This is a genomic window from Brooklawnia sp. (assembly GCF_049651565.1).
In the GTDB taxonomy this organism is placed as follows: Bacteria; Actinomycetota; Actinomycetes; order Propionibacteriales; family Propionibacteriaceae; genus Brooklawnia.
This window is the reverse complement of sequence record NZ_JBASCI010000116.1, coordinates 1-18,166: the sequence shown is the minus strand read 5'-3', so window position 1 is coordinate 18,166 and position 18,166 is coordinate 1. Positions and strand designations below refer to the sequence as shown.

Annotated in this window: 20 protein-coding genes, 1 tRNA gene and 2 pseudogenes; 7 read left to right on the top strand and 16 right to left on the bottom strand. The window is 68.1% G+C overall.

Features of this window, described 5'->3' with window-relative positions; translation table 11 throughout:
* The first annotated feature begins 69 nt into the window (after nucleotides 1-69).
* Together WBL05_RS05580 and WBL05_RS05575 are read left to right on the top strand one after the other, a co-directional pair.
* On the top strand, nucleotides 70-1,461 hold the full coding sequence (locus tag WBL05_RS05580; RefSeq protein ID WP_424224328.1) for a sigma 54-interacting transcriptional regulator: 1,392 nt from the start codon (nucleotides 70-72) through the stop codon (nucleotides 1,459-1,461).
* A gap of 23 nt (nucleotides 1,462-1,484) precedes the next feature.
* Nucleotides 1,485-3,482, top strand: a complete 1,998-nt coding sequence (locus tag WBL05_RS05575; protein WP_424224356.1) for a vWA domain-containing protein — start codon at nucleotides 1,485-1,487, stop codon at nucleotides 3,480-3,482.
* A 43-nt stretch (nucleotides 3,483-3,525) separates the two neighbouring features.
* Here the strand turns inward: WBL05_RS05575 and WBL05_RS05570 are convergent, their stop codons facing one another.
* The 3 genes from WBL05_RS05570 to WBL05_RS05560 form a co-directional block, all read right to left on the bottom strand.
* Nucleotides 3,526-4,269 (bottom strand): alpha/beta hydrolase, encoded by a 744-nt coding sequence (locus WBL05_RS05570; protein ID WP_424224326.1) that lies wholly within the window; start codon nucleotides 4,267-4,269, stop codon nucleotides 3,526-3,528.
* A complete protein-coding gene (locus WBL05_RS05565; RefSeq protein WP_424224324.1) occupies nucleotides 4,266-4,913 on the bottom strand; it encodes a VOC family protein in 648 nt (215 codons plus the stop codon). Before WBL05_RS05565 ends, WBL05_RS05570 begins: the two co-directional genes overlap by 4 nt.
* A gap of 422 nt (nucleotides 4,914-5,335) precedes the next feature.
* Nucleotides 5,336-6,082 carry a DUF4336 domain-containing protein gene (locus tag WBL05_RS05560; protein ID WP_424224322.1) on the bottom strand — a complete coding sequence of 249 codons (747 nt, stop codon included), beginning with the start codon at nucleotides 6,080-6,082 and terminating at the stop codon, nucleotides 5,336-5,338.
* A 209-nt stretch (nucleotides 6,083-6,291) separates the two neighbouring features.
* On the opposite strand from WBL05_RS05560, the gene WBL05_RS05555 reads away from it, so the two are divergent.
* Nucleotides 6,292-7,122 carry a DUF6544 family protein gene (locus WBL05_RS05555; RefSeq protein WP_424224320.1) on the top strand — a complete coding sequence of 277 codons (831 nt, stop codon included), beginning with the start codon at nucleotides 6,292-6,294 and terminating at the stop codon, nucleotides 7,120-7,122.
* A 54-nt stretch (nucleotides 7,123-7,176) separates the two neighbouring features.
* The gene (locus WBL05_RS05550; protein WP_424224318.1) at nucleotides 7,177-7,719 is read left to right on the top strand and encodes a DUF1697 domain-containing protein; all 543 of its coding nucleotides are present in this window, start codon (nucleotides 7,177-7,179) and stop codon (nucleotides 7,717-7,719) included.
* A gap of 1,149 nt (nucleotides 7,720-8,868) precedes the next feature.
* On the opposite strand, the gene WBL05_RS05545 is transcribed toward WBL05_RS05550, so the two are convergent.
* From WBL05_RS05545 to WBL05_RS05510, 8 genes are all read right to left on the bottom strand, one after another.
* Nucleotides 8,869-9,729: a hypothetical protein gene (locus WBL05_RS05545; RefSeq protein ID WP_424224317.1), complete on the bottom strand. Its 861-nt coding sequence runs from the start codon at nucleotides 9,727-9,729 to the stop codon at nucleotides 8,869-8,871.
* Nucleotides 9,729-10,013 (bottom strand): hypothetical protein, encoded by a 285-nt coding sequence (locus WBL05_RS05540; protein WP_424224315.1) that lies wholly within the window; start codon nucleotides 10,011-10,013, stop codon nucleotides 9,729-9,731. The genes WBL05_RS05545 and WBL05_RS05540 overlap by 1 nt, the downstream gene beginning before the upstream one ends.
* A 121-nt stretch (nucleotides 10,014-10,134) precedes the next feature.
* On the bottom strand, nucleotides 10,135-10,671 hold the full coding sequence (locus tag WBL05_RS05535) for an HGGxSTG domain-containing protein (protein WP_424224313.1): 537 nt from the start codon (nucleotides 10,669-10,671) through the stop codon (nucleotides 10,135-10,137).
* Nucleotides 10,672-11,037: 366 nt separating this feature from the next.
* On the bottom strand, nucleotides 11,038-12,312 hold the full coding sequence (locus WBL05_RS05530) for an ATP-binding protein (RefSeq protein ID WP_424224312.1): 1,275 nt from the start codon (nucleotides 12,310-12,312) through the stop codon (nucleotides 11,038-11,040).
* The gene (locus WBL05_RS05525; protein WP_424224311.1) at nucleotides 12,309-12,692 is read right to left on the bottom strand and encodes a hypothetical protein; all 384 of its coding nucleotides are present in this window, start codon (nucleotides 12,690-12,692) and stop codon (nucleotides 12,309-12,311) included. The genes WBL05_RS05530 and WBL05_RS05525 overlap by 4 nt, the downstream gene beginning before the upstream one ends.
* A gap of 3 nt (nucleotides 12,693-12,695) precedes the next feature.
* Entirely contained in the window at nucleotides 12,696-13,016 is a 321-nt protein-coding gene (locus WBL05_RS05520) for a hypothetical protein (protein ID WP_424224310.1), read from the bottom strand.
* Nucleotides 13,000-13,272 (bottom strand): helix-turn-helix domain-containing protein, encoded by a 273-nt coding sequence (locus tag WBL05_RS05515; RefSeq protein WP_424224309.1) that lies wholly within the window; start codon nucleotides 13,270-13,272, stop codon nucleotides 13,000-13,002. The genes WBL05_RS05520 and WBL05_RS05515 overlap by 17 nt, the downstream gene beginning before the upstream one ends.
* Nucleotides 13,269-13,442, bottom strand: coding sequence for a helix-turn-helix domain-containing protein (locus WBL05_RS05510; protein WP_424224354.1), 174 nt, complete (start codon nucleotides 13,440-13,442; stop codon nucleotides 13,269-13,271). The genes WBL05_RS05515 and WBL05_RS05510 overlap by 4 nt, the downstream gene beginning before the upstream one ends.
* Nucleotides 13,443-13,640: 198 nt before the next feature.
* On the opposite strand from WBL05_RS05510, the gene WBL05_RS05505 reads away from it, so the two are divergent.
* Both WBL05_RS05505 and WBL05_RS05500 read left to right on the top strand, forming a co-directional pair.
* Nucleotides 13,641-14,354 carry a hypothetical protein gene (locus tag WBL05_RS05505; RefSeq protein ID WP_424224308.1) on the top strand — a complete coding sequence of 238 codons (714 nt, stop codon included), beginning with the start codon at nucleotides 13,641-13,643 and terminating at the stop codon, nucleotides 14,352-14,354.
* A gap of 52 nt (nucleotides 14,355-14,406) precedes the next feature.
* Complete coding sequence (locus WBL05_RS05500; RefSeq protein ID WP_424224306.1) at nucleotides 14,407-15,540, top strand: tyrosine-type recombinase/integrase; 1,134 nt, start codon at nucleotides 14,407-14,409, stop codon at nucleotides 15,538-15,540.
* Nucleotides 15,541-15,631: 91 nt separating this feature from the next.
* On the opposite strand, the gene WBL05_RS05495 is transcribed toward WBL05_RS05500, so the two are convergent.
* Nucleotides 15,632-15,705: transfer RNA gene (locus WBL05_RS05495), tRNA-Ile, on the bottom strand.
* Between the two features lie 50 nt (nucleotides 15,706-15,755).
* On the bottom strand, nucleotides 15,756-16,151 hold the full coding sequence (locus tag WBL05_RS05490) for a substrate-binding domain-containing protein (protein ID WP_424224304.1): 396 nt from the start codon (nucleotides 16,149-16,151) through the stop codon (nucleotides 15,756-15,758).
* Here WBL05_RS05490 and WBL05_RS05485 point away from each other — a divergent pair.
* Nucleotides 16,124-16,519: a hypothetical protein gene (locus WBL05_RS05485; RefSeq protein WP_424224302.1), complete on the top strand. Its 396-nt coding sequence runs from the start codon at nucleotides 16,124-16,126 to the stop codon at nucleotides 16,517-16,519. The genes WBL05_RS05490 and WBL05_RS05485 overlap by 28 nt on opposite strands.
* 105 nt (nucleotides 16,520-16,624) lie before the next feature.
* Here the strand turns inward: WBL05_RS05485 and WBL05_RS05480 are convergent.
* The 3 genes and pseudogenes from WBL05_RS05480 to WBL05_RS05470 form a co-directional block, all read right to left on the bottom strand.
* Nucleotides 16,625-16,771 (bottom strand): annotated as a pseudogene (locus WBL05_RS05480) (LacI family DNA-binding transcriptional regulator); the annotation flags it as partial.
* Nucleotides 16,772-16,796: 25 nt separating this feature from the next.
* Nucleotides 16,797-17,603, bottom strand: coding sequence for an HAD-IIB family hydrolase (locus WBL05_RS05475; RefSeq protein ID WP_424224301.1), 807 nt, complete (start codon nucleotides 17,601-17,603; stop codon nucleotides 16,797-16,799).
* A 7-nt stretch (nucleotides 17,604-17,610) separates the two neighbouring features.
* Nucleotides 17,611-18,166: pseudogene (locus WBL05_RS05470) on the bottom strand (hypothetical protein); the annotation flags it as partial.

The window sequence follows — 18,166 nt, the reverse complement described above, 5'->3', positions numbered from 1 at the left end:
GCTACCCGAGCCGGTGCAGCCCGACCGCTGGCCGCCGGGCCGGTTTGCGCCGCGGACTAGGTTGGCCGTGTGAGTGAGCGCCCCTGCATTGAGACTGCCGGCGCCCTACGGGCCGCCGGTCACCAGTACCGGCCGCTGCGAGCCGAGATCCGCACCAACCTGCTGGCCATGCTGGCCTCGGGGCACAACCCGTGGCCCGGCCTGCACGGTCTCGGCCGAACCGTGCTGCCGCAGCTGGAGCGGGCCCTGATCGCCGGCCACGACTTCGTCCTGCTGGGCGAGCGCGGCCAGGGCAAGACGCGCCTGCTGCGCACCCTGGTCGGCATGCTGGACGAGTGGACCCCGATCATCGCCGGCTCCGAACTGCGCGAGCATCCGTCCGCCCCGATCACCGACGCGTCCCGCCGGCTGGTCGCCGAGCAAGGCGACGACCTGCCGATCGACTGGGTGCACCGCAGCGAGCGGTACGTCGAGAAGCTCGCCACCCCCGACACCTCGGTCGCCGACCTGATCGGCGACGTCGACCCGATCCGGGTGGCCGAGGGCCGCCGGCTCGGTGACCCGGAAACCATCCACTACGGGCTGATTCCGCGTAGCAACCGCGGCATCGTGGCCATCAACGAGCTGCCCGACCTGGCCGAACGGATCCAGGTGTCGATGCTCAACGTGATGGAGGAACGCGACATCCAGATCCGCGGCTACGTCTTGCGGCTGCCGCTGGACGTGCTGGTGGTCGCCTCGGCGAACCCGGAGGACTACACCAACCGCGGCCGGATCATCACCCCGCTGAAGGACCGGTTCGGCGCCGAGATCCGCACTCACTACCCGCTGGAGCTGGCCGACGAGGTCGCGGTCATCGAACAGGAGGCCGAGCTGGTCGCCGAGGTACCGGCCGCACTGCTGGAGATTCTGGCCCGCTTCACCCGCGCGCTACGGGAATCGCCGTCGATCAACCAGCGCTCCGGAGTGTCGGCCCGGTTCGCCATCGCCGGCGCCGAAACCGTCGCCGCGGCCGCCCGGCATCGCGCAACCGTGCGCGCTGAGGACGCCGCAGTAGCGCGGCTGGTCGACGTCGAATCCGCCGTCGACGTGCTGGGCGGCAAGATCGAGTTCGAGTCCGGCGAGGAGGGCCGCGAGTGGGACGTGCTGGTGCACCTGCTGCGGATGGCAACCGCGGACGCCGTCCGGGCGCACGTGCGCGGACTCGACCTGGGGCCGCTGGTGGCCGCGTTCGACGGGCGGCTGACGGTGGTCACCGGTGAACAGGTGACCGCCGCCGAACTACTGGACGCGCTGCCCGACCTGGACGGCGACAACCGGCTCTACGACCAGATCTGGGAGCGGTTCGCAGCGGCCGGGGACGGCGAGCGGGCCAGCGCCATCGAGCTGGTGCTGGAAGGGTTGTTCCTGGCCCGGCGGATCTCGAAGGAATCCGACGAGAGCGAGACGATCTACGGCTGAGCGCCGGGGAGGAGGGCAGAGTGATGCCCGGACCACACCGGGCCCGCTACGGCCGATGGGCCGGTGGACTTGACCCGTTGGCGCCGCCGGTCGACCTGGCCGCCGCGCTGGACGAGATTGCCGCCGACGTGATGGCCGGCTACTCACCGCAGTCAGCGCTGCGGGAGTACCTGCGGCGGGGGGCCGCCGACCGCGAGGGTCTGGACGACCTGGCCAGGCGCGTCCAGCAGCGTCGCCGCGAACTGCTGAACCGGCACAACCTGGGTGGCACCCTCGACGAGGTGCGCCGCCTGCTCGACGCAGCGGTACTCGCCGAGCGCAAGCAGCTCGCCCGCGATGCCATGATGGCCGACGAGGACCGCGACTTCCGGGAGATGCGGCTGGCCAACCTGCCGTCCGCCACAGCGGCGGCGGTCAACGAGCTGGCGTCCTACGACTGGCAGTCGACCGAGGCCCGGGAGAACTACGAGAAGATCAGGGACCTGCTCGGCCGCGAACTGCTCGACCAGCGGTTCGCCGGCATGAAGCAGGCGCTGCAGGGGGCGACCGACGAGGACCGGCAGGCCATCAACCAGATGCTGTCCGACCTGAACGACCTGCTGGCCAGGCACCGCCGCGGCGAGGACAGCCAGGCCGACTTCGACGAGTTCATGGCCAGGCACGGCCAGCACTTCCCGGAGAACCCGAGAAACGTCGACGAACTCATCGACGCGCTCGCCCAGCGCGCCGCCGCCGCCCAGCGGATGCTGCGCTCCATGACCGAAGAGCAGCGCCAGGAGCTGTTCGAGCTGTCGGCGCAGGCGTTCGGGTCGCCGGAGCTGATGGCGTCGCTGGACCAACTGGACGCCAACCTGCAGGCCCTGCGGCCCGGGCTGGACTGGGCCGGGCGGGAGCAGTTCGCCGGCTCGGAGGGGCTGGGGCTGGGTGACGGCACCGGCGTGGTGCAGGACCTTGCCGACCTGGACGCCCTCGCCGAGCAGTTGGGCCAGTACTACCAGGGGGCGCGGATCTCCGACATCGACCTGGACGCGATGGCTCGGCAGCTTGGCGCCGACGCGGCGCGTTCGGCCCGCACGCTGGCCGACCTGGAGCGGGCGCTGCGGGAGGGCGGCCTGTTGCGCCGCAACGCTGACGGGTCGTTGCGCCTGTCACCGCAGGCGATGCGACGGCTCGGCAAGGAGCTGCTTGCCGACGCCGCCCGGCAACTGTCTGGGCGGACCGGCAGCCGGGACGCCAGGTTGGCCGGCGCCGCCGGCGAGCAGACCGGCGCCACCCGGTCGTGGCAGTTCGGCGACGCCGAGCCGTGGGACGTCACCCGCAGCCTGTCCAACGCGATCGTCCGCACCGCTGCCGAGGGCGGCGGTTTCGACGCCGGCGTCCGGCTGGACGTGCGCGACGTCGAAGTGGTCGAGACCGAGGCGCGAACGCAGTCGGCGGTGGCGCTGCTGGTGGACACCTCGTACTCGATGGTGCACGAGGGACGCTGGGTGCCGATGAAGCGCACTGCGCTGGCCCTGCACCACCTGGTGACGACACGATTCCGCGGTGACCAGTTGCAGCTGATCAGCTTCGGCCGGCTGGCCCGGACGCTGGGTATCGACGAGTTGACCGCGCTGCCGCCGGTGCACGAGCAGGGCACCAACCTGCACCACGGCCTGTTGCTGGCCGAACGTTTCTTCCGCAAGCACCCCAGCATGGACGCCATGCTGCTGGTGGTGACCGACGGCGAACCGACGGCCCACCTGGAAGGTCAGGGGGACGTCTGGTTCCGCTGGCCGCCGGACCCGGAGACGATCGCCCGGACCGTGACCCAGCTCGACCGGCTCACCCGTGGCGGCGCCCGGACGACATTCTTCCGGCTGGGGGACGACCCGGGGCTGCGCCGGTTCCTCGACCAGTTGGCCGCACGGGTCGGCGGCCGGGTGGTCGCACCGCAGGTGGACGACCTGGGCGCCGCGGTCGTGGGTGAGTACCTGCGCTTCCACCAGTCCGGTTATGACGACGAGGCGGGCGCCCGGTGAGTACTGCACCGACCTCGACCGCGGTGGGACACCGGCAGGACCGCTAGCCGGTCGAACTCGTCGCCGACAACTTTCGCGACGCAAATCCCTCCGGTGGTTCGGAACGACCTGACGGTACTGCTGCGACCCCGTGGCCAGGAGCTCCCCACTGCAGGTGGTCAGCTCGCCTGACGCACCGCCTCGGCGGCGATGACCAGGTCCTGCGGCGTGATGCCGTGCCCACCGTCTCGGACGTGAGATCGACGTCGGCGCCCTTGGCCCGCAGCACCGTGACCAGATGCACCACGCTGTCGATCGGAGCCATCGGATCCTCGCGTCCGTTCAACGTGGTGACGTGCACGCCGTGCAGGTCGACGGCCTCGTCCCGGTCGGCGAACGGGAGCATCCCCGACAGCGCGACGACACGGGACAGCACGTCCGGGTGCAGCATCGCTGTGGCCAGCGCGATGTTGGCGCCATTGGAGAAGCCGACGGCCACCAGCGTCCGATCGCCGATCGCGTAGTGGGTGCGGGCCGCGCCGATGAAGCCGGCCAGCTCACCGGCCCGGGCGACCACGTCGTCCACGTCGAAGACCCCCTCCGAGAGCCGGCGGAACCAGCGCGCCATGCCCTGCTCGCGAACCCGGCCGCGCGGGGACAGCACACCGGCTCGCGGGTCGAGGCGGGACGCGAGCCTGGCGATCTCCTGCTCGTTGCCACCGGTGCCGTGGAGTGTGAGCAGCACCGGTGCGTCCGCTTCGCCGGGACGGAACAGGTGCGGCCAGTCCGGCAGTGTGGGGCTGCTCACTTGTCTGTCCCGATCGGGGTGTTCTGCGGCGGGAGGCTGATCTGCTGCAGGGAGTGCTCGATGTCCTCACGGGCGGGCTCCAGCCAAGGCGGCAGCTTCAGAAGTCGGCCGAGTTCGAGCAGCGGTTCGTCGACGGCGAAGCCGGGGGTGTCGGTGGCGATCTCGAACAGCACCCCGCCGGGTTCGCGGAAGTAGATGGACGTGAAGTAGTGGCGGTCCAGGATCTCGGTTACACGGTGCCCGCTATCGAGGAGTTCCTGGCGCCACTTCTCCTGGGTTGCCCGGTCGGGCCCGCGGAACGCGATGTGGTGCACGGTGCCGCCCGCGACCAGGCCGCGCCTGGCGCCCGGGTCGGCGACGACATCGATGATCCGCCCCGGCCCACCCTCACCGGCAACCACCCGGCTGCGGCCGCCGGCCTGCGACACCAGCGACATCCCCAGGTCGTCGATGAGCACCCGAAGCGTGCTGTCGGCGTCGGCCACGGCGAGCACCGAGGAGTGCTGGCCGCGCACCGCATGCTCGGCAGGGACGGCGGGGGTGTCCCATGGCTCGCGAGGGTCCTCGGTGGCTGAGGCCACCAGTTCGAGCACCAACCCGTCCGGGTCCCGGACGACCAGGCGGTCCTCACCCTCGACCGACACGATCGTGGGTTGACACCCAGCGCTGTGAGGTGGCCCTGCCACCAGCCGAGACTGTGCTGGGGCACCGAGAAGGCCGTGGATGTGGCCTGTCCTGCGCCCACCCGGCCGTCGGGGACGCCGCGCCACGGGAAGAATGTCAGCAGCGTCCCGGGTCGGCCGGACTCGTCGCCGTAGTACAGGTGGTAGGTCGAGGGGTCGTCGAAGTTGACGGTCCGCTTCACCAGGCACGGCCCAAGCCCTGGATGTAGAAGTCGATGTTGCGCTGCGGATCGCCAGCGATCGCGGTGACGTGGTGCAGGCCGCTGGTGCGTACAGTCATTTGCCGTGCCTCCTCTGGCTTGGAGACCGACGAGATGGTGTCGGCTTTCTCGACCACAACGTGTCAGGGGGCGGCGATATTTCGAGCCTTGACCAGCGGTACCTCAAGCCGCTTCCACCGGCAGCCCTGCTGGAATCGCCGGTAGCTGCGACCGCTGGCGCACAGCCCAGGCGAAGGCGTTCTCCACGATCTGGCGGACGCCGGAGGTGAAGATCGGGCCGTGGGCGATCACGAGTTTGTCGAAGTCCCAGCTCAGCACCCGCTCAAGGCTGGCTCGGGCGGCCTTGCGATCCAGGAAGGAGACGCGGATGTCGAGCGGCGTGCCGCCTTCGGGTTCGCCCACCCCACCCAAGCGGACCAGCGCGTTCTTGACAGCGGAAGGGTAGCGGCGGTGGACCTCGATCAGGTCCTGGACGATCAGGGTGCGCGAGGGCCGGTGCAGGTACACCACCTCGTCGACGAACCGGCTGCCCGCGACGAGCACTTGGTCGAAGTCGGCGGCCCAGTCCGGTTCCGGGCTGTCGGTCAGTCGTCCGGAGGGGGAGAAGAAGTCCGGCTTCAACGTCACCGGGGTGTCCGGCGGGGCCCAGGTCTGAGCCTCCGGGAACAGCTCGTGCCACGGGCCCAACCGCCAGACGTGCCTGGGGGTCGAGGCCAGCAGGTGCGTGACCGGCCCGAGCGCGACCAGCTCCTGCAGGGTGGGGTAGCTCACTATTACTGGAGATTCGACCCACAATGAACCGTCGCTCAGCTGGGCGACCACCATCCGGGTTTCGAACGGCCAGATGTCCTTGACAATGGGGCCGTCCACGATCCACAGCCGTTCCCCGATGGCTTGCAAAGCGGACATGGCCTCACCCTACGACGCAAGCGCGCACTGCGGACCCGCGATCGCGCCCACTCTGGCGATCGATACAGACACCTCGGGCAGGGTCGACTCGGAGCGGACTCCTGCAGGTCTCCCGGGCGACAAAAGGAGTGGGCCTTGCGTCCTACCCGTATCGGCGCTTGGCTGGAGGTACGAGTTCTGGGCGCAGCTGTCGAGGGGAGGTCGGTTCGATGAAGGGATTGCAGCGCGCGGGTCTGATCACTGGCGGCGTCCTGCTCGCAGTTGCCGGGCTGGTCGCGATCGGGCTTCGGGTTCGCCCCGCGCCGTTCCCTGCCTACTCCGCCCAGGCGGCGGAAACGCCACCGACTGTGCCGGTTCCAGCCGGACTTCCGGACCCGGTCGAACGCTTCTACCGCACCGGGTTCGGTGACGAGGTCCCGGTGATCCGCTCGGCGGTCTTCACGGGTTCGGCGAGACTGCGCCCGATGGGGTTCACGATGCCCGGACGGTTCCGGTTCACCCACGATGCCGGCCAGGCGTACCGCCACTACATCGAAGCCACCATCTGGGGCCTACCGGTGTTGAAGGTCAACGAACGGTACGTGGACGATGTCGGGCTGATGGAACTACCATTCGAAACCGTCGAGGACGAGCCCAGGACGAACGCGGCCGCCAACCTGGGCCTTTGGGGCGAGTCAGTCTGGCTCTCACCGATCTACCTGACCGACGAACGGGTCCGCTGGGAGGCCATCGATCAGACTCATGCGCGCCTGATCGTGCCGTTCGAGGACTCCGGCGAGGACGAGTTCACGGTGACCTTCGACCCCAACACTCACCTCATCACCCGGATGGAGGCCATGCGCTGGCGGGCAGCCGACTCCGAGGAGAAGACCCGGTGGATCCTGGACGCGGTACGTTGGGAAACGGTGAACGGGTTCCCGCTGATGGTTGATAGCACAGTCACCTGGGCTGATGACGGCGAACCGTGGCTCTGGATCACCATCCAGGATGCGGCGTACAACGTCGACGTCGCCTCCTACGTTCGTCAGCGCGGGCTTTGATGCGTCGGGCAACTGTGGCGGCATCAAGACTGGAGTACGGGTAGCGTCTCACTCATGATCCGGTACGCCGCTCTGCTGCGTGGGATCGCCCCGAGCGGTCACAACATGACCAACCACAAGTCGCGAGGTGTGTTCGAGCGCCTCGGCTTCGAGCAGGTGCAGTCGGTGCTGTCCAGCGGCAACATCGTGTTCTCCGCTGACCATGAGCAGGTTCCGGTGCTGGAGGAACGGATCGAATTGGCGCTCGCCGAGGACCTCGGCATCGCCAGTCGAACCATCATCAGGACATACTCCGAGCTGCGTGCGCTGACGGACGGCGACCCGTTCGCGGGCCAGACGCACGGCACCGGCAATTACTTGACGGTGACCTTCATCAAGGATGCCGCTTTCGGGCGCGCGAGGCCGGAAACACCGGCGCCGCTCACCGAGATCGTCCGCTATGACGAGGCGGCCCGCGCCATCCTGGCGGTGACCGACAACCGCACGCCGGGAGCGACGCCCAACTTCATGGCGTGGGTGGAGAAGGCCTATGGCGGAGCCATCACCACCCGTAGTTGGCCGAGCGTGATGCGTATTCTCCGCAAGCTGGAGAGCTGACAGCGCCCGAGCCCCAGCGGGCGGTGCGCCGGCAGCCGTTGTACGTCGTCTGCCGCAACAACGGCGCTGCAGATGCGCTTGACCGGCACCCTTGGCACCGAATCAGCCGACTGGCGTGCTGTTCTCCCGGTCCGCGTTCTATCGAGTCGTCACCCGCTGGTGGCAGTGACCCATCGCCAGCCCGTGGTGCCGACCCGGGAGTCGACGCTGGAGGTGTGCTGCATCCCGAGCGGAAGGGCAGGTAACACTGAACCGTCGCGTCCAGGTCGACCATGCCGGCGTCCACCAACTGGAGCACCGCCAGCGCTGTATCGACTTGGTGAGGGAGGCGATCCGGAACGGTGTCTGCCCGTTAGGGTCTCACCTGTCGGCCGGGCCCGGCCGAAGCCTCGGGTATGAAGCACTTGGCCGCCTGTGATCAGAGCGAGCGCCACCCGGAGCCGCTCGCCGGCGGCATCCCTGACCCATCGGCAGTGGTCATGGCCAGATCTGGCTGGTGGGGCGTGCGGGGCTCGAACCCGCGACCCAGGGATTATGAGTCCGTCCGGGATCGTCAAGCCCAGTCTCACCCTGTCTCGTTTGGGCGCGGGCTGCCCAATCTCAGGGGTTGAAGATCCTTCCGTTTCCCACTCCGTCATACCCAGTTCGTTAGCACCCAGTTAGCACCGAGAGGAGTTTCAGCATGCCCACCGGTTCAGTCCAGCCAAAGTGGGCTGACCTTGATGCTGAGCGCCGCTGGGATGAGCACGCGGGCGATTGCGCCGACGGTGGGGGCTAGCAACAAGACTGTCTCCCTCGATCGTCGCCACGTGTTACCTGAAGTAACACCTGCGCCCGAAGAGCCGCTGGCCGACTGGCAGTTGCGCGCCCTCAAAGACGCCGAAGCGAACGGCGATCCGCAGGTTGCTCCGGTGATGCGGCGGCGGTCTGGTACTCCGTTGCGACGGACGCCACTGCAACGATCCCGCGAGGGCTTGCAGGCGCGGAGCTGAGTGCCAGATGGGAAGGCGAAGACCCCCAGGTGAGCCGTGTACCTGGGGGTCTTCTGTGTGGCGGAGCAGGCTGGGATGGTGGCGTCCCTGAAGGTTGTTGGGACTCTCCCGCCTTCACGTCACCCAGGTGACCGTGTTGACTCCACCGGTCTTTGGGTCAGGCCGCTTCGCGGGCTTTGAGTTGCCGGTAGTTGTCAAGGGCGCGGCTTGGCCCAGCCAGGCGTGCGATGGTCAGCAAGGCGTCCGCTTGGGCGGCGGTCGTGCCGCCCAGGTGCTTCTCCCTGAACTCGCTGGCCCGTGATGCGGGCAGTCGGTGCACTTCGCTGGTGGGCTCTTCTGGGGCTAGGTTGAGCACCTTCGCGGCTGCGTCCAGTTCGGCCTGCTCGGCTGCGGTGATCTGGCGGTGGCGTTCGGCTTCGGCGTCGCGTTCGGCTTGTTCGTGGGCCGCTTGGCAGGGCAGGACGCCACCTATACGCAGCGAGTCGGGCAGTTCGTCCAGCGGTAGGACGCTGGTCGGGTCGCCTCCTTGGCTTGCGATGGTGAGGGCCTGCTGGGTGGCCTGCAGTTGTTTGACGGCTGCCTTCAGTTTGGTCTCGACAGGGTTGCCGGTGCCGTATCGGACGATTTGCCAGCGCTCGGGCTCCGAGCCGGTATGGGTGCCCAGCTCGGTGAGCAGTTCGCGGGTGCGCTGCTGGTGGGCTGCAACGGCCTTCTGGGCGCGTGCGATCGCCGGGGCCATGTCTTCGGCCTCCGCGGCGATCACGGCCCGTCTGGCGGCATTCTCGGCGTCTCTGGCGGTGGCGAGAGCCGATGTGGCCAGGGCAACGCATTCGCGGTCGGTGACGCGTTGCGTGGCGAGTGCTCGGGCTTCGTCGGGGGTGCTCGGCTGGGCGTTCTCGCTGTGCGCCAGAGCGGCTTCCGCTTTGGCCAGTTGGTCCGCCCATTCCTCCACTGCCTTGGTGCGCTTCAACAGGGCGGTTTGGGCCGCGATCACTGAGTTGCTGGTCTTGGTGGTCATCACTTGTTCCCCTCCCGGTGTTCGTGGATTCTGGTCTGTCCGGTCACCACTGCGTCGGTGCTGGTCTCGGTGAGCTTGGTGTAGTAGTCGACGCTGCCTCGCATAGCCGCGAGGTAGGCCTCATGGTTGGGGCAGCGGTTACGCATGTGCTTCGCGTAGACCTCGGCAAAGCGCTGCTTCAGCTGGTCTTCCTCGTTGCGTGGGGTCTCCACCACCCTGCCGAACGCGTTGGTGGTCTGGCGGTCGATCGGGCGCCCGTAGGCGCTGGATCCTCGTTTGGTCATGATGTTCTCCGATGGTTGCGGTTGCGGCGCCCATGGGGTCGCCCAGCTTCCCCATGCTTCATGGGGTAGTTCTTGGTGGCCTTGTGGCGCTGGAGACGCCAGGTTCGCCACGGGTTGCGGCTCACAAGTCGTCCTCGCCGTGTTCGGGGCCAACCAGGGCGTCCAGTTCGCGAGCGATCACGTTGAGCGCGCGCTGGCGTTGGTCGGCTGTCAGCCCCAGCTGATCGATAGCGCGCTGCATCACTGTGAAGAGTGTCCGCGCCGCCTGCATCGCGTTATCGCTGGTGGTGCCGTTCACCCCGGCTCGTAGGCTGCCTACCGAGTACGACGCCAGTTGGTCCTGGGACTTGTGGAGCAGCGCCAACTCGGGCGCCCCGATTAACGATTCCGGTTCACGATCGGCCAGTTGTTCTGCCCAGTAGCCGACCTCCGCACGCTTGGCCTGCACCAACTCCAGTAGTGCGGTCGGCGGGTCGATGTCGGTGCGGCCTCCGAACCGCTGGACGTAGGCGGTCGCTTGGGCCTCCAGGAGCCGTTCGGCAGCTTTCGCTTGGACTTGCGGGGCCTTGCCGCCGTGCATATTGCAGACCGTGGCGCCCGGGACCGCGGAGCGTCCGCAGCGGTTTCCTTGCCGGTTGGTGGCTTTGCACTGACTCATCTGAGGTTTCCCCTTCGGGTAGCTGGTCTTGATGGTGGTGGGTTCGCGCGGCGCCGCCGATGGGTTGGCCAGTTCGGGTTACGAGGCTGGTTGGTCATTGGTGATCACCAAGACCCATCGAGGCGGGCTCGGGGATGCTGCGCCAAGGGATTGCTACTCCCTTAGAAGCGTCATCATGCCTAGTCAGATGACTGTCTGCTAACGGGTCGCTAACCGAGTGAATGGTTCGCGAGTTGGTGTTGCCGGGCGCTTGGCCTTCTAGTCGCGCGTTTCTTCCGCAGCCGGGGCAGTACGCTTCCGGTTCGCCGGTCCAGGATCGGCGCAGGTGTGGAGTTGGGCGCTTGCAGCGCGAGTCGTGGTTGATGGTCATGAATCGTCTCCGGTTTGGTCGGGATAGCTTGGCTCCTCAGCCGTCCTCCCAGCTATCCCCCTCCTATAGGAGGGGTTGGGATAGCTTGGAGCGTTCCCGGTGGGAAGGCTTGGGAAGGCTTGGGAAGGCTGGTTAGAGAAGAAGCGCTTTTGATTGTTGGAGCCCGACTCGATGCGCAGTAGGCCGGCCTCCACCGCGCACTTGGCTGCCTTGACGCCGGCACCGCGCTGGAAGCTGAAGCCCTCGGTCTTTAGTCGCTGCTCCAGGCTCGACCCGTTGATGCCAGGCATGAGCTCAACGATCCGCACGCACGCGTTCGCAAGTTCGTCGTTCTTCCGAGCGGCGCTGGCTTGGCGGCGCGACCCCGTGCCCGTGAGTGATAGGCGACGTGTGTCGGGGTCGAAGCTCAGTTGGTCCTCGCTCACCTCCACGTCGCGGCCGAAGGCTGAGAAGTAGCGCGAGCTATCGTCGCGGTTCTGGTCACGCACGATGCGCCACAGTGCGTCGGGCCAGTCTTCGAGGGCGGTTGAACCCCTGCTTCGTTCGGCGTCCCACCCGGCGTGGTTGGTCAGGAATAGGTCACGAGCGCCGACTTCGCTGCGGACGAACGTCTCCAGATCCATCAGGAACTTGGTGACCTGCCCCGCGTTGTTCTGGTCGTCGCCGGTGAATGCGCGGCCGAACGGGTCGACGATGATCGCCTCAACCCCCGCCACCTTCAGCCGTTCGGACAGCTCGCCGCGGGCGTCCGGGTGGGTGAGCGGGTTCGCGCGGCCACGGAGGTTCGCGAGCAACACCCTGTCCTGGTCGACGCCCATCTCATCGAGCCAGCGGGCGAGCTGGTGGCCGCTCACCTCGTAGTTCAGGAACGCGAGGGTGCCGTTGAGGGGCTTCACTTCGAAGCGGCCCAGGAACGGCGCTCCGGTGATGAGGCAGCGGGCCAGGTTGCCGGCCATGGTGGTCTTGCCGGTCTTGCGCATGGCGGTAATGAGGGTTGAACCTTCCCAGGGCGCAAGGCCTTCGATGCGATCGGCGGTCGGGGCGGGGCGGGTGAGCACGTCGGCGAGCGTCGCCACGTCCAACGGCTCGGGGGTGGGCCGGTTCTCGGCGTCCAACAGGTCGTGCGCGGCCCGATCGACGCGCAGCCGATAGGCACGCCGCTGCACCTCGGTGTCGAAGGTGGGCACCGGATCTTCTGCGAGCAGCGAATCCCAGTAACTCTGGTCCGGGGTCATGGCATCGTCGATGGAATCTGTGATTTGCTCGGTCACGCGGCCATCCCCCAGTCAGCCGTGGCGTTCTCACCAAGGCACATCGCAACGTCGGTGGCGTGGTGGTCGCTCAGCAGGTCGTCATCGCGCAGCAAGGCCGCTTGGATTCGGCAGCGTGCGGCGTCGGCCGCCAGTCGGGCGTCATGGGCGGCTACCTCGGCCCTCGTCGCGCGGCCAAGGAAGTCGGTTGACCTTGGGCGGGCGTCCTCCAGCACGCGAGCGCGGGCCTCCCAGTACTGGGGCATGGCGGCGTTCAGCACGTCCTGTAGGAAGCGGTGCTGTACTGCCTCCCAGTCGATGTTCGCAAGGGCGGCCCGGGCCTGCGACTGCCACCGGAAGTGTGATTCTGCGGCGTGCTGAGCGGTGTCGGCGTAGGTCATGCGTCAACCCCCCTGGACGCGCTGAACGGGCAGCAGCTCGCACAGGTAGATGCGGGCGCTCTCGCCCCGCTCGCTTGCGTTGCGTGCGGCCCGCTCGGCCGCGGCGATCGACAGGAACACGCGGCGGCGGTATCGCACGGCGGGCGGGTCGTCGGGTAGCACGGCGGGGCGGTTGGCTGTCGTGATGCTGACCTTCACGACGAAGGCGCCGCGCACCCGCTCCGCCTCCTGGTCGAGGTCGGCTAACCTGAAGGTGCCAGTGATGATTTCCCGAGCGCCGTGCCCGTTCCCAGCGGGGCGGCGTTCTTCACGCTGCAGCAACATCGGGACTCCCCTCGTCGCCCAACATGGCGAGCAGACGCGGCACGGGCACCAGCAGCCGGCGCCCAAGCCGCAAGGTTGGTATCTGGCCGCTCTCGGCGGCCCGGTAGGCGCTGGCCTTGGAGATGCCCAGCAGTTCGGCGGCTTCGGGCCAAACCCGAATCACGGCCAGGTGCCGAATATCGTCCAAGGTGGTCCGAGCGCAGAGTTCCCCTAGATCTGCGCTACTCGTGTGGTTGGTGGCCGCCGGCTGGGTCATCGTCCCTCCGGCTCAAACAGGCTCAACCTACGCAGTAGGTCGGCGTACCGAGCAGCGGCGGCGCCACGCGGACGCCGCTCCCCGCTTTCCCAACGGCTCACCGTGGAGGGATCGACGCCAACCGCACGCGCCACCTCGGCGCGGGTCAAGTTGGCGTGCTGGCGAATCATCCGGGCTTCCCCCGAGCGAGCGAGGTCACGCACTCCCGCAAGGCGCTCGGCATGGCCGACGCCACCAACTCGTTCTGTCATGCCAATCACGATACGGCACGTTCGTGACACAACTATGCCAATATACTGTGCCTAGTTCCCGGTCAATCATCCCCGCATATGTGGATTAACGTGACGTAATCATGCTAGAATCGTGACATGCGAACGATGGTCACCGGGGTTAGCAAGGCAAACGGGATCACCGTCGGGTTCAGGATCACCGCCGACGGCCTGGAGTCGGTGCCCTTCCCCGCCATGGACGCGATCACCACACGCAGCGAGGATGGCCGCCCCGTCATCGACCGCGAGGAGTTTGAGCGTGGCGACTTCTGGGCCGATGTCCAAGTGGACATCGAAGTGTGGCGGGATGCTGACGGGGCGCTGTTCTGCGGGGGTCTGTCCATCCGCACCGTGCCGGGCGCGCTGCACGCGTCGGAGACCCTTGCGAAGCTCTCGGAGCTCAACGTGCTGGGTCCCGAGGTGTCGGCTCAGGTCACGGCGCGCCTTCTCCGGCAGGTCCCGGTGGGGTCCCTCGTCGAAAGCGCACTGGACGGCGCTCGTCATATGCTCCGGGAGTACGGGGACCGACTGCCCGCCCCCATGGTGGACATCCTGAGCGCCGACGCCAAGGCACCCCGCAAGGGCGAGCGCAAGCCCGGCCCCATCCCCGCGCTCAGCGATGACATGCTGGCCACAGTTGTCGCGCCTGCCTACTTGGCTGGCGGCCGCGCCCCGACGAAGGCAGTGCGGCAGGCCCTTGCCGAGGCCGGTTTCAGCAATGGCCTTGTGACCATCGACCAAGCCCGCAAGGCGGTTGCCAGAGCACGACGCCAGGGACTCATCCCTCCGGCCCGAACCCAGCGAAAGGACTGATATGCCCCCGCCCGCCAAGGCCCCCGCAGTGAAAAGCGCCAAGTCACACGCGATGAAGGACGGCATCATCAAGCGCGGTGCCACCTACAGCTATGTCATCCGCGAGAAGGACCCCGAGACGGGCAAGACGAAGCCGCGTTGGTACGGCGGCTTCTCCACCGCAAAGGCCGCGAAACAGGCTCGCGATGACGCGCGCTCGGCGTCGAACAAGGGCACGCATGTGGTTCGTCGGGACGTGACCGTGGGGGAGTGGCTGGACGCCTGGCTAGAGGCTCACAGTGTTGAGTTGAAGCCGTCTACCGTCCACTCATACCGCAGCAAGATTGACAGCTACCTGAAACCGGCGCTGGGCATGGACAAGTTGCAGGAACTGTCGCCAATGCGGCTGTCGGTCGTGTTCGCTGAACTGCAGAAGGGCGGCGGCAAGGGTGGGGCAGCGCTGTCTGCTCGGTCGGTTCAGTATGCCCGCTCGATCCTGCGAAAGGCACTCAACGATGCGGTGGTGGAGCGGGTCATCCCAATCAACCCGGTGGTGGGCTCGAAGGCGCCGCGTGGTGTCAAGCCGAAGCATGTGACGTGGACCGGGCAGCAGCAGCGCGCTTTCCTCGCTGGCGTGGAATCGTCCCGTTGGGTGATGGTGTGGACGCTGGCGTTGGCAACGGGCATGCGGCGCGGGGAGTTATGCGCGCTCGATTGGGCGCACGTCAGCCTTGAGACCGGGCATGTGGTTGTGGAGAGGTCCGCAACCCAGATCGGGCAGGAAGTCGTAACCACTGACACCAAGAATCACGAGAACCGGACGATTGCGATCGATCCTCAGACCTTGGCGGCATTGAGGGCGTGGCGCAAGACGCAGGCGGCGGAACGGTTGCAGTGGGGCCCGGCCTACGCCAACGAGACCGATCTGGTGTTCACGTGGGAGGACGGCAGTCGGGTGCTGCCGGACTACCTAACCAAGACCTTCGTCACCGAGCAGCGAGGGTTAGGGTTGCCCAGGCTCACGCTGCACGGCACGCGACACACCCACGCGACCACGCTGCTTCGCGAGGGCGTGCCCGTTCACATCGTCAGCAAGCGGCTTGGCCACAAGGACCCCAGCGTGACGCTGAACGTATACGCCGACGCAATTCCCAAGGATGATGACCGCGCGGTGGAGGTCTTCGCCAAGGCAGTTTGGGGGGCCTGAAATTGGGTTCCGTTAGCAAACCGTTAGCAACCGCGCTTGATAGCCACGTTCGCGGCTTGTTCTGTTCGTCGTTGACAAGGCGGGATACGGGTGGGGCGTGCGGGGCTCGAACCCGCGACCCAGGGATTATGAGTCCCCTGCTCTAACCTGCTGAGCTAACGCCCCTCGCCAATGCGTCCGTCCGGTCAGTCTAGCCAGACCGTGCCCCGCTCTGATCATCCAGGCCGGCCGGTGCTCTCCCGCCAGACCACCTCACCACGCAGCGTCTGCGGCTGGTCACCAGCGTCATCGCCAGCCAGCCGTGCCCGTAGCCGGGCCGCGGCGAGCTCGCCGAGTTCCCGGCTGCGGTCGCGGACCGTGGTGAGCCGGGGCACCACGTAGTCGGCGGCCGCTGAACCGCCCCAGCCGACCACCGCGAGGTCCTGCGGGACGCGCACCCGGCGCCACACCAGCACGTGCAGCAACCGCAGCGCCAGTTCATCGGAGGCACAGACTGCCACGTCCACCTTGCCGATCGCCGCCAGCAGGCTCGGCAGCGCCTCATCGGCGCCCGCCTCATCGGTCGCCACCGGCAGCGGCGGCAGTGCCTCCTCAGCACCGAGGTGCGCCAAGGCTGAACGCAGGGCGGCTTGCCGCCCCCGATTGCCTGGCCGGCGGCCTTGTCCCCGACGAAGAGCGTCCGGCGAAGCCCCAGCTGGAACAGTCCCGCAACCAGTTCGGCGATGGGGGAGCGCTGGTCGATGTCCAGCAGGTCGCAGCCGGGCAGTTGGCCGCGCCCCACCAGCACCACCGGCTGCTCGCTCGCCAGTCGGGCGACGAGTTCGTCGGACGCGGTCGCCTGGCAGATCACCAGCCCGTTGGTGCGGTCCGCCAGCGCTTCCACCGCGTCGTCCACATCGCCCGGCCCGCCGATCTCGTCACAGGCCAGCACCATCCGGGCAACCCGGACGTCATCCCGGGCGTCGGAGCCCGCCGGTGACTGCAGGCCGAGCAGGAACTCGGTCCAGGCGCGTTCGGCCAGGTTGGGCACGACCACACCGTGGGTCACCGGACGTCCCCGAGTCCGGCGCAGCGGCGAGTACCCGACCGCGGCCACCGCAGCCTGCACCCGCTCCCGGGCCTCCTCCGAGGTGTGTGGGCTGCCGCGCAGCACCCTGGACACCGTGGCCACCGAAACTCCGGCTTGCCTGGCAACGGTGTAGATCGTCGGCAGGTCATTGGACAACGGCATGGCCCTCCTTGCCCGCTGCTTCGACTCAGTCTGCCACCGGCTCGCCGAGCAGTCGCAGGATCGTGCGTCCCACCCCGGCGTCGTTGTTGTCGCCGACCACCGGGTAGCCGGCCGCGATCACCGAGGGGTGCGACCGGGGCATTGCGTAGCCCTGCCCGGCCAGGCCCAGCATCGGCAGGTCATTGGGCATGTCGCCGAAGGCCACCAGCCGGGACGCCGGCACCGCCAAGTCGTCCAGCAGCTCGGCCAACGCCAGCGCCTTGCTCACCCCGGCCGCGGACAGTTCCAGCATGCCGGCCGTCGAGACATGGCTGAAGGTCACCGTCAACCGCTCGTCGGTCAGTTCAGCCACCACCGCGGCCAGCTCATCGGTGGGGGTGGCCGGGTCTACGACTAGGAACTTGACCACCGGCTCACGTTCCAGCAACTCGGCCACCGGGGCCCGCAGTTGCCCCCGGTCAGGGTGCAGGTAGTGCGGTTCGGCGCCCCACTCGCGCAGGTACTCCACAGCAAAACCTGCGGTGGGCAGCGCCCGGCGGATCTCAGCCGCAACCTCGGCGACCAGCGCCGGATCCATGGTGCGGGCATGCACCACCCGTCGGTTGAACAGATCCACGGTGACCGCACCGTTCGCCGCCACCGCCCAGCCATGGGTCTCGGCCAGCGCGTCCAGCACACCGAACCACCGGACCGGGCGACCGGACGCGTAGATGGTCGGGATGCCACGGCCGGCGGCCACCCGGACCGCCCGCGCATTGAGCTCCGGCACCTGCTTGTCGTCGGTCAGGAAGGTGCCGTCCAGGTCGGTGGCGATGACATCGAACGGGTTCATCGTCGGCTCACAACTTGGTGTTCACCGGCGGTGGAGGCTGAGTATCGGTGGCCTCGCCCTCGCCCGCGGTGCCCATCGACGGCTCCCTGCTGGGCGAGCCGTCCTCACCCGGTGAACTGGCCCCGGTCTCGGTGGTACCAGACTCCTGGCCCTCCGTCGGCTCAGCCGATCCGGTCTGGTCCGACGGTGAACCCTCGCCACCGGACGCGCTCTGGTTGGTCGGCACCGGCGGCTGCGGCGATTCGGGCGGCGAGTTCTGGAACAGCAGCACCGCTATCAGCAGCGCCAGCGCACCGAGCAAGATGGTCAGCCCCCAGGAGACCGCCAACGGCACCCAACCGGCCCGATCGTGGCGTCCTGGCCAGGACGCCGGCCACAACCGCCACGCCCCGGGCCGCGAGTCGTCGAGCCAGTGCAGCCGGTAGTCCGGGCCGGCCGCCCGGCCCAGCATTGGGGTGCTCGACAGGTCGACGCTGCGCAGCAACCGGTCGGCTTCGGCCACCGCCTCCGCGCTGCCGTCGTAGGCCAACGCGACCCACGGTGCGGTCGGGGCGTCCCCGGGC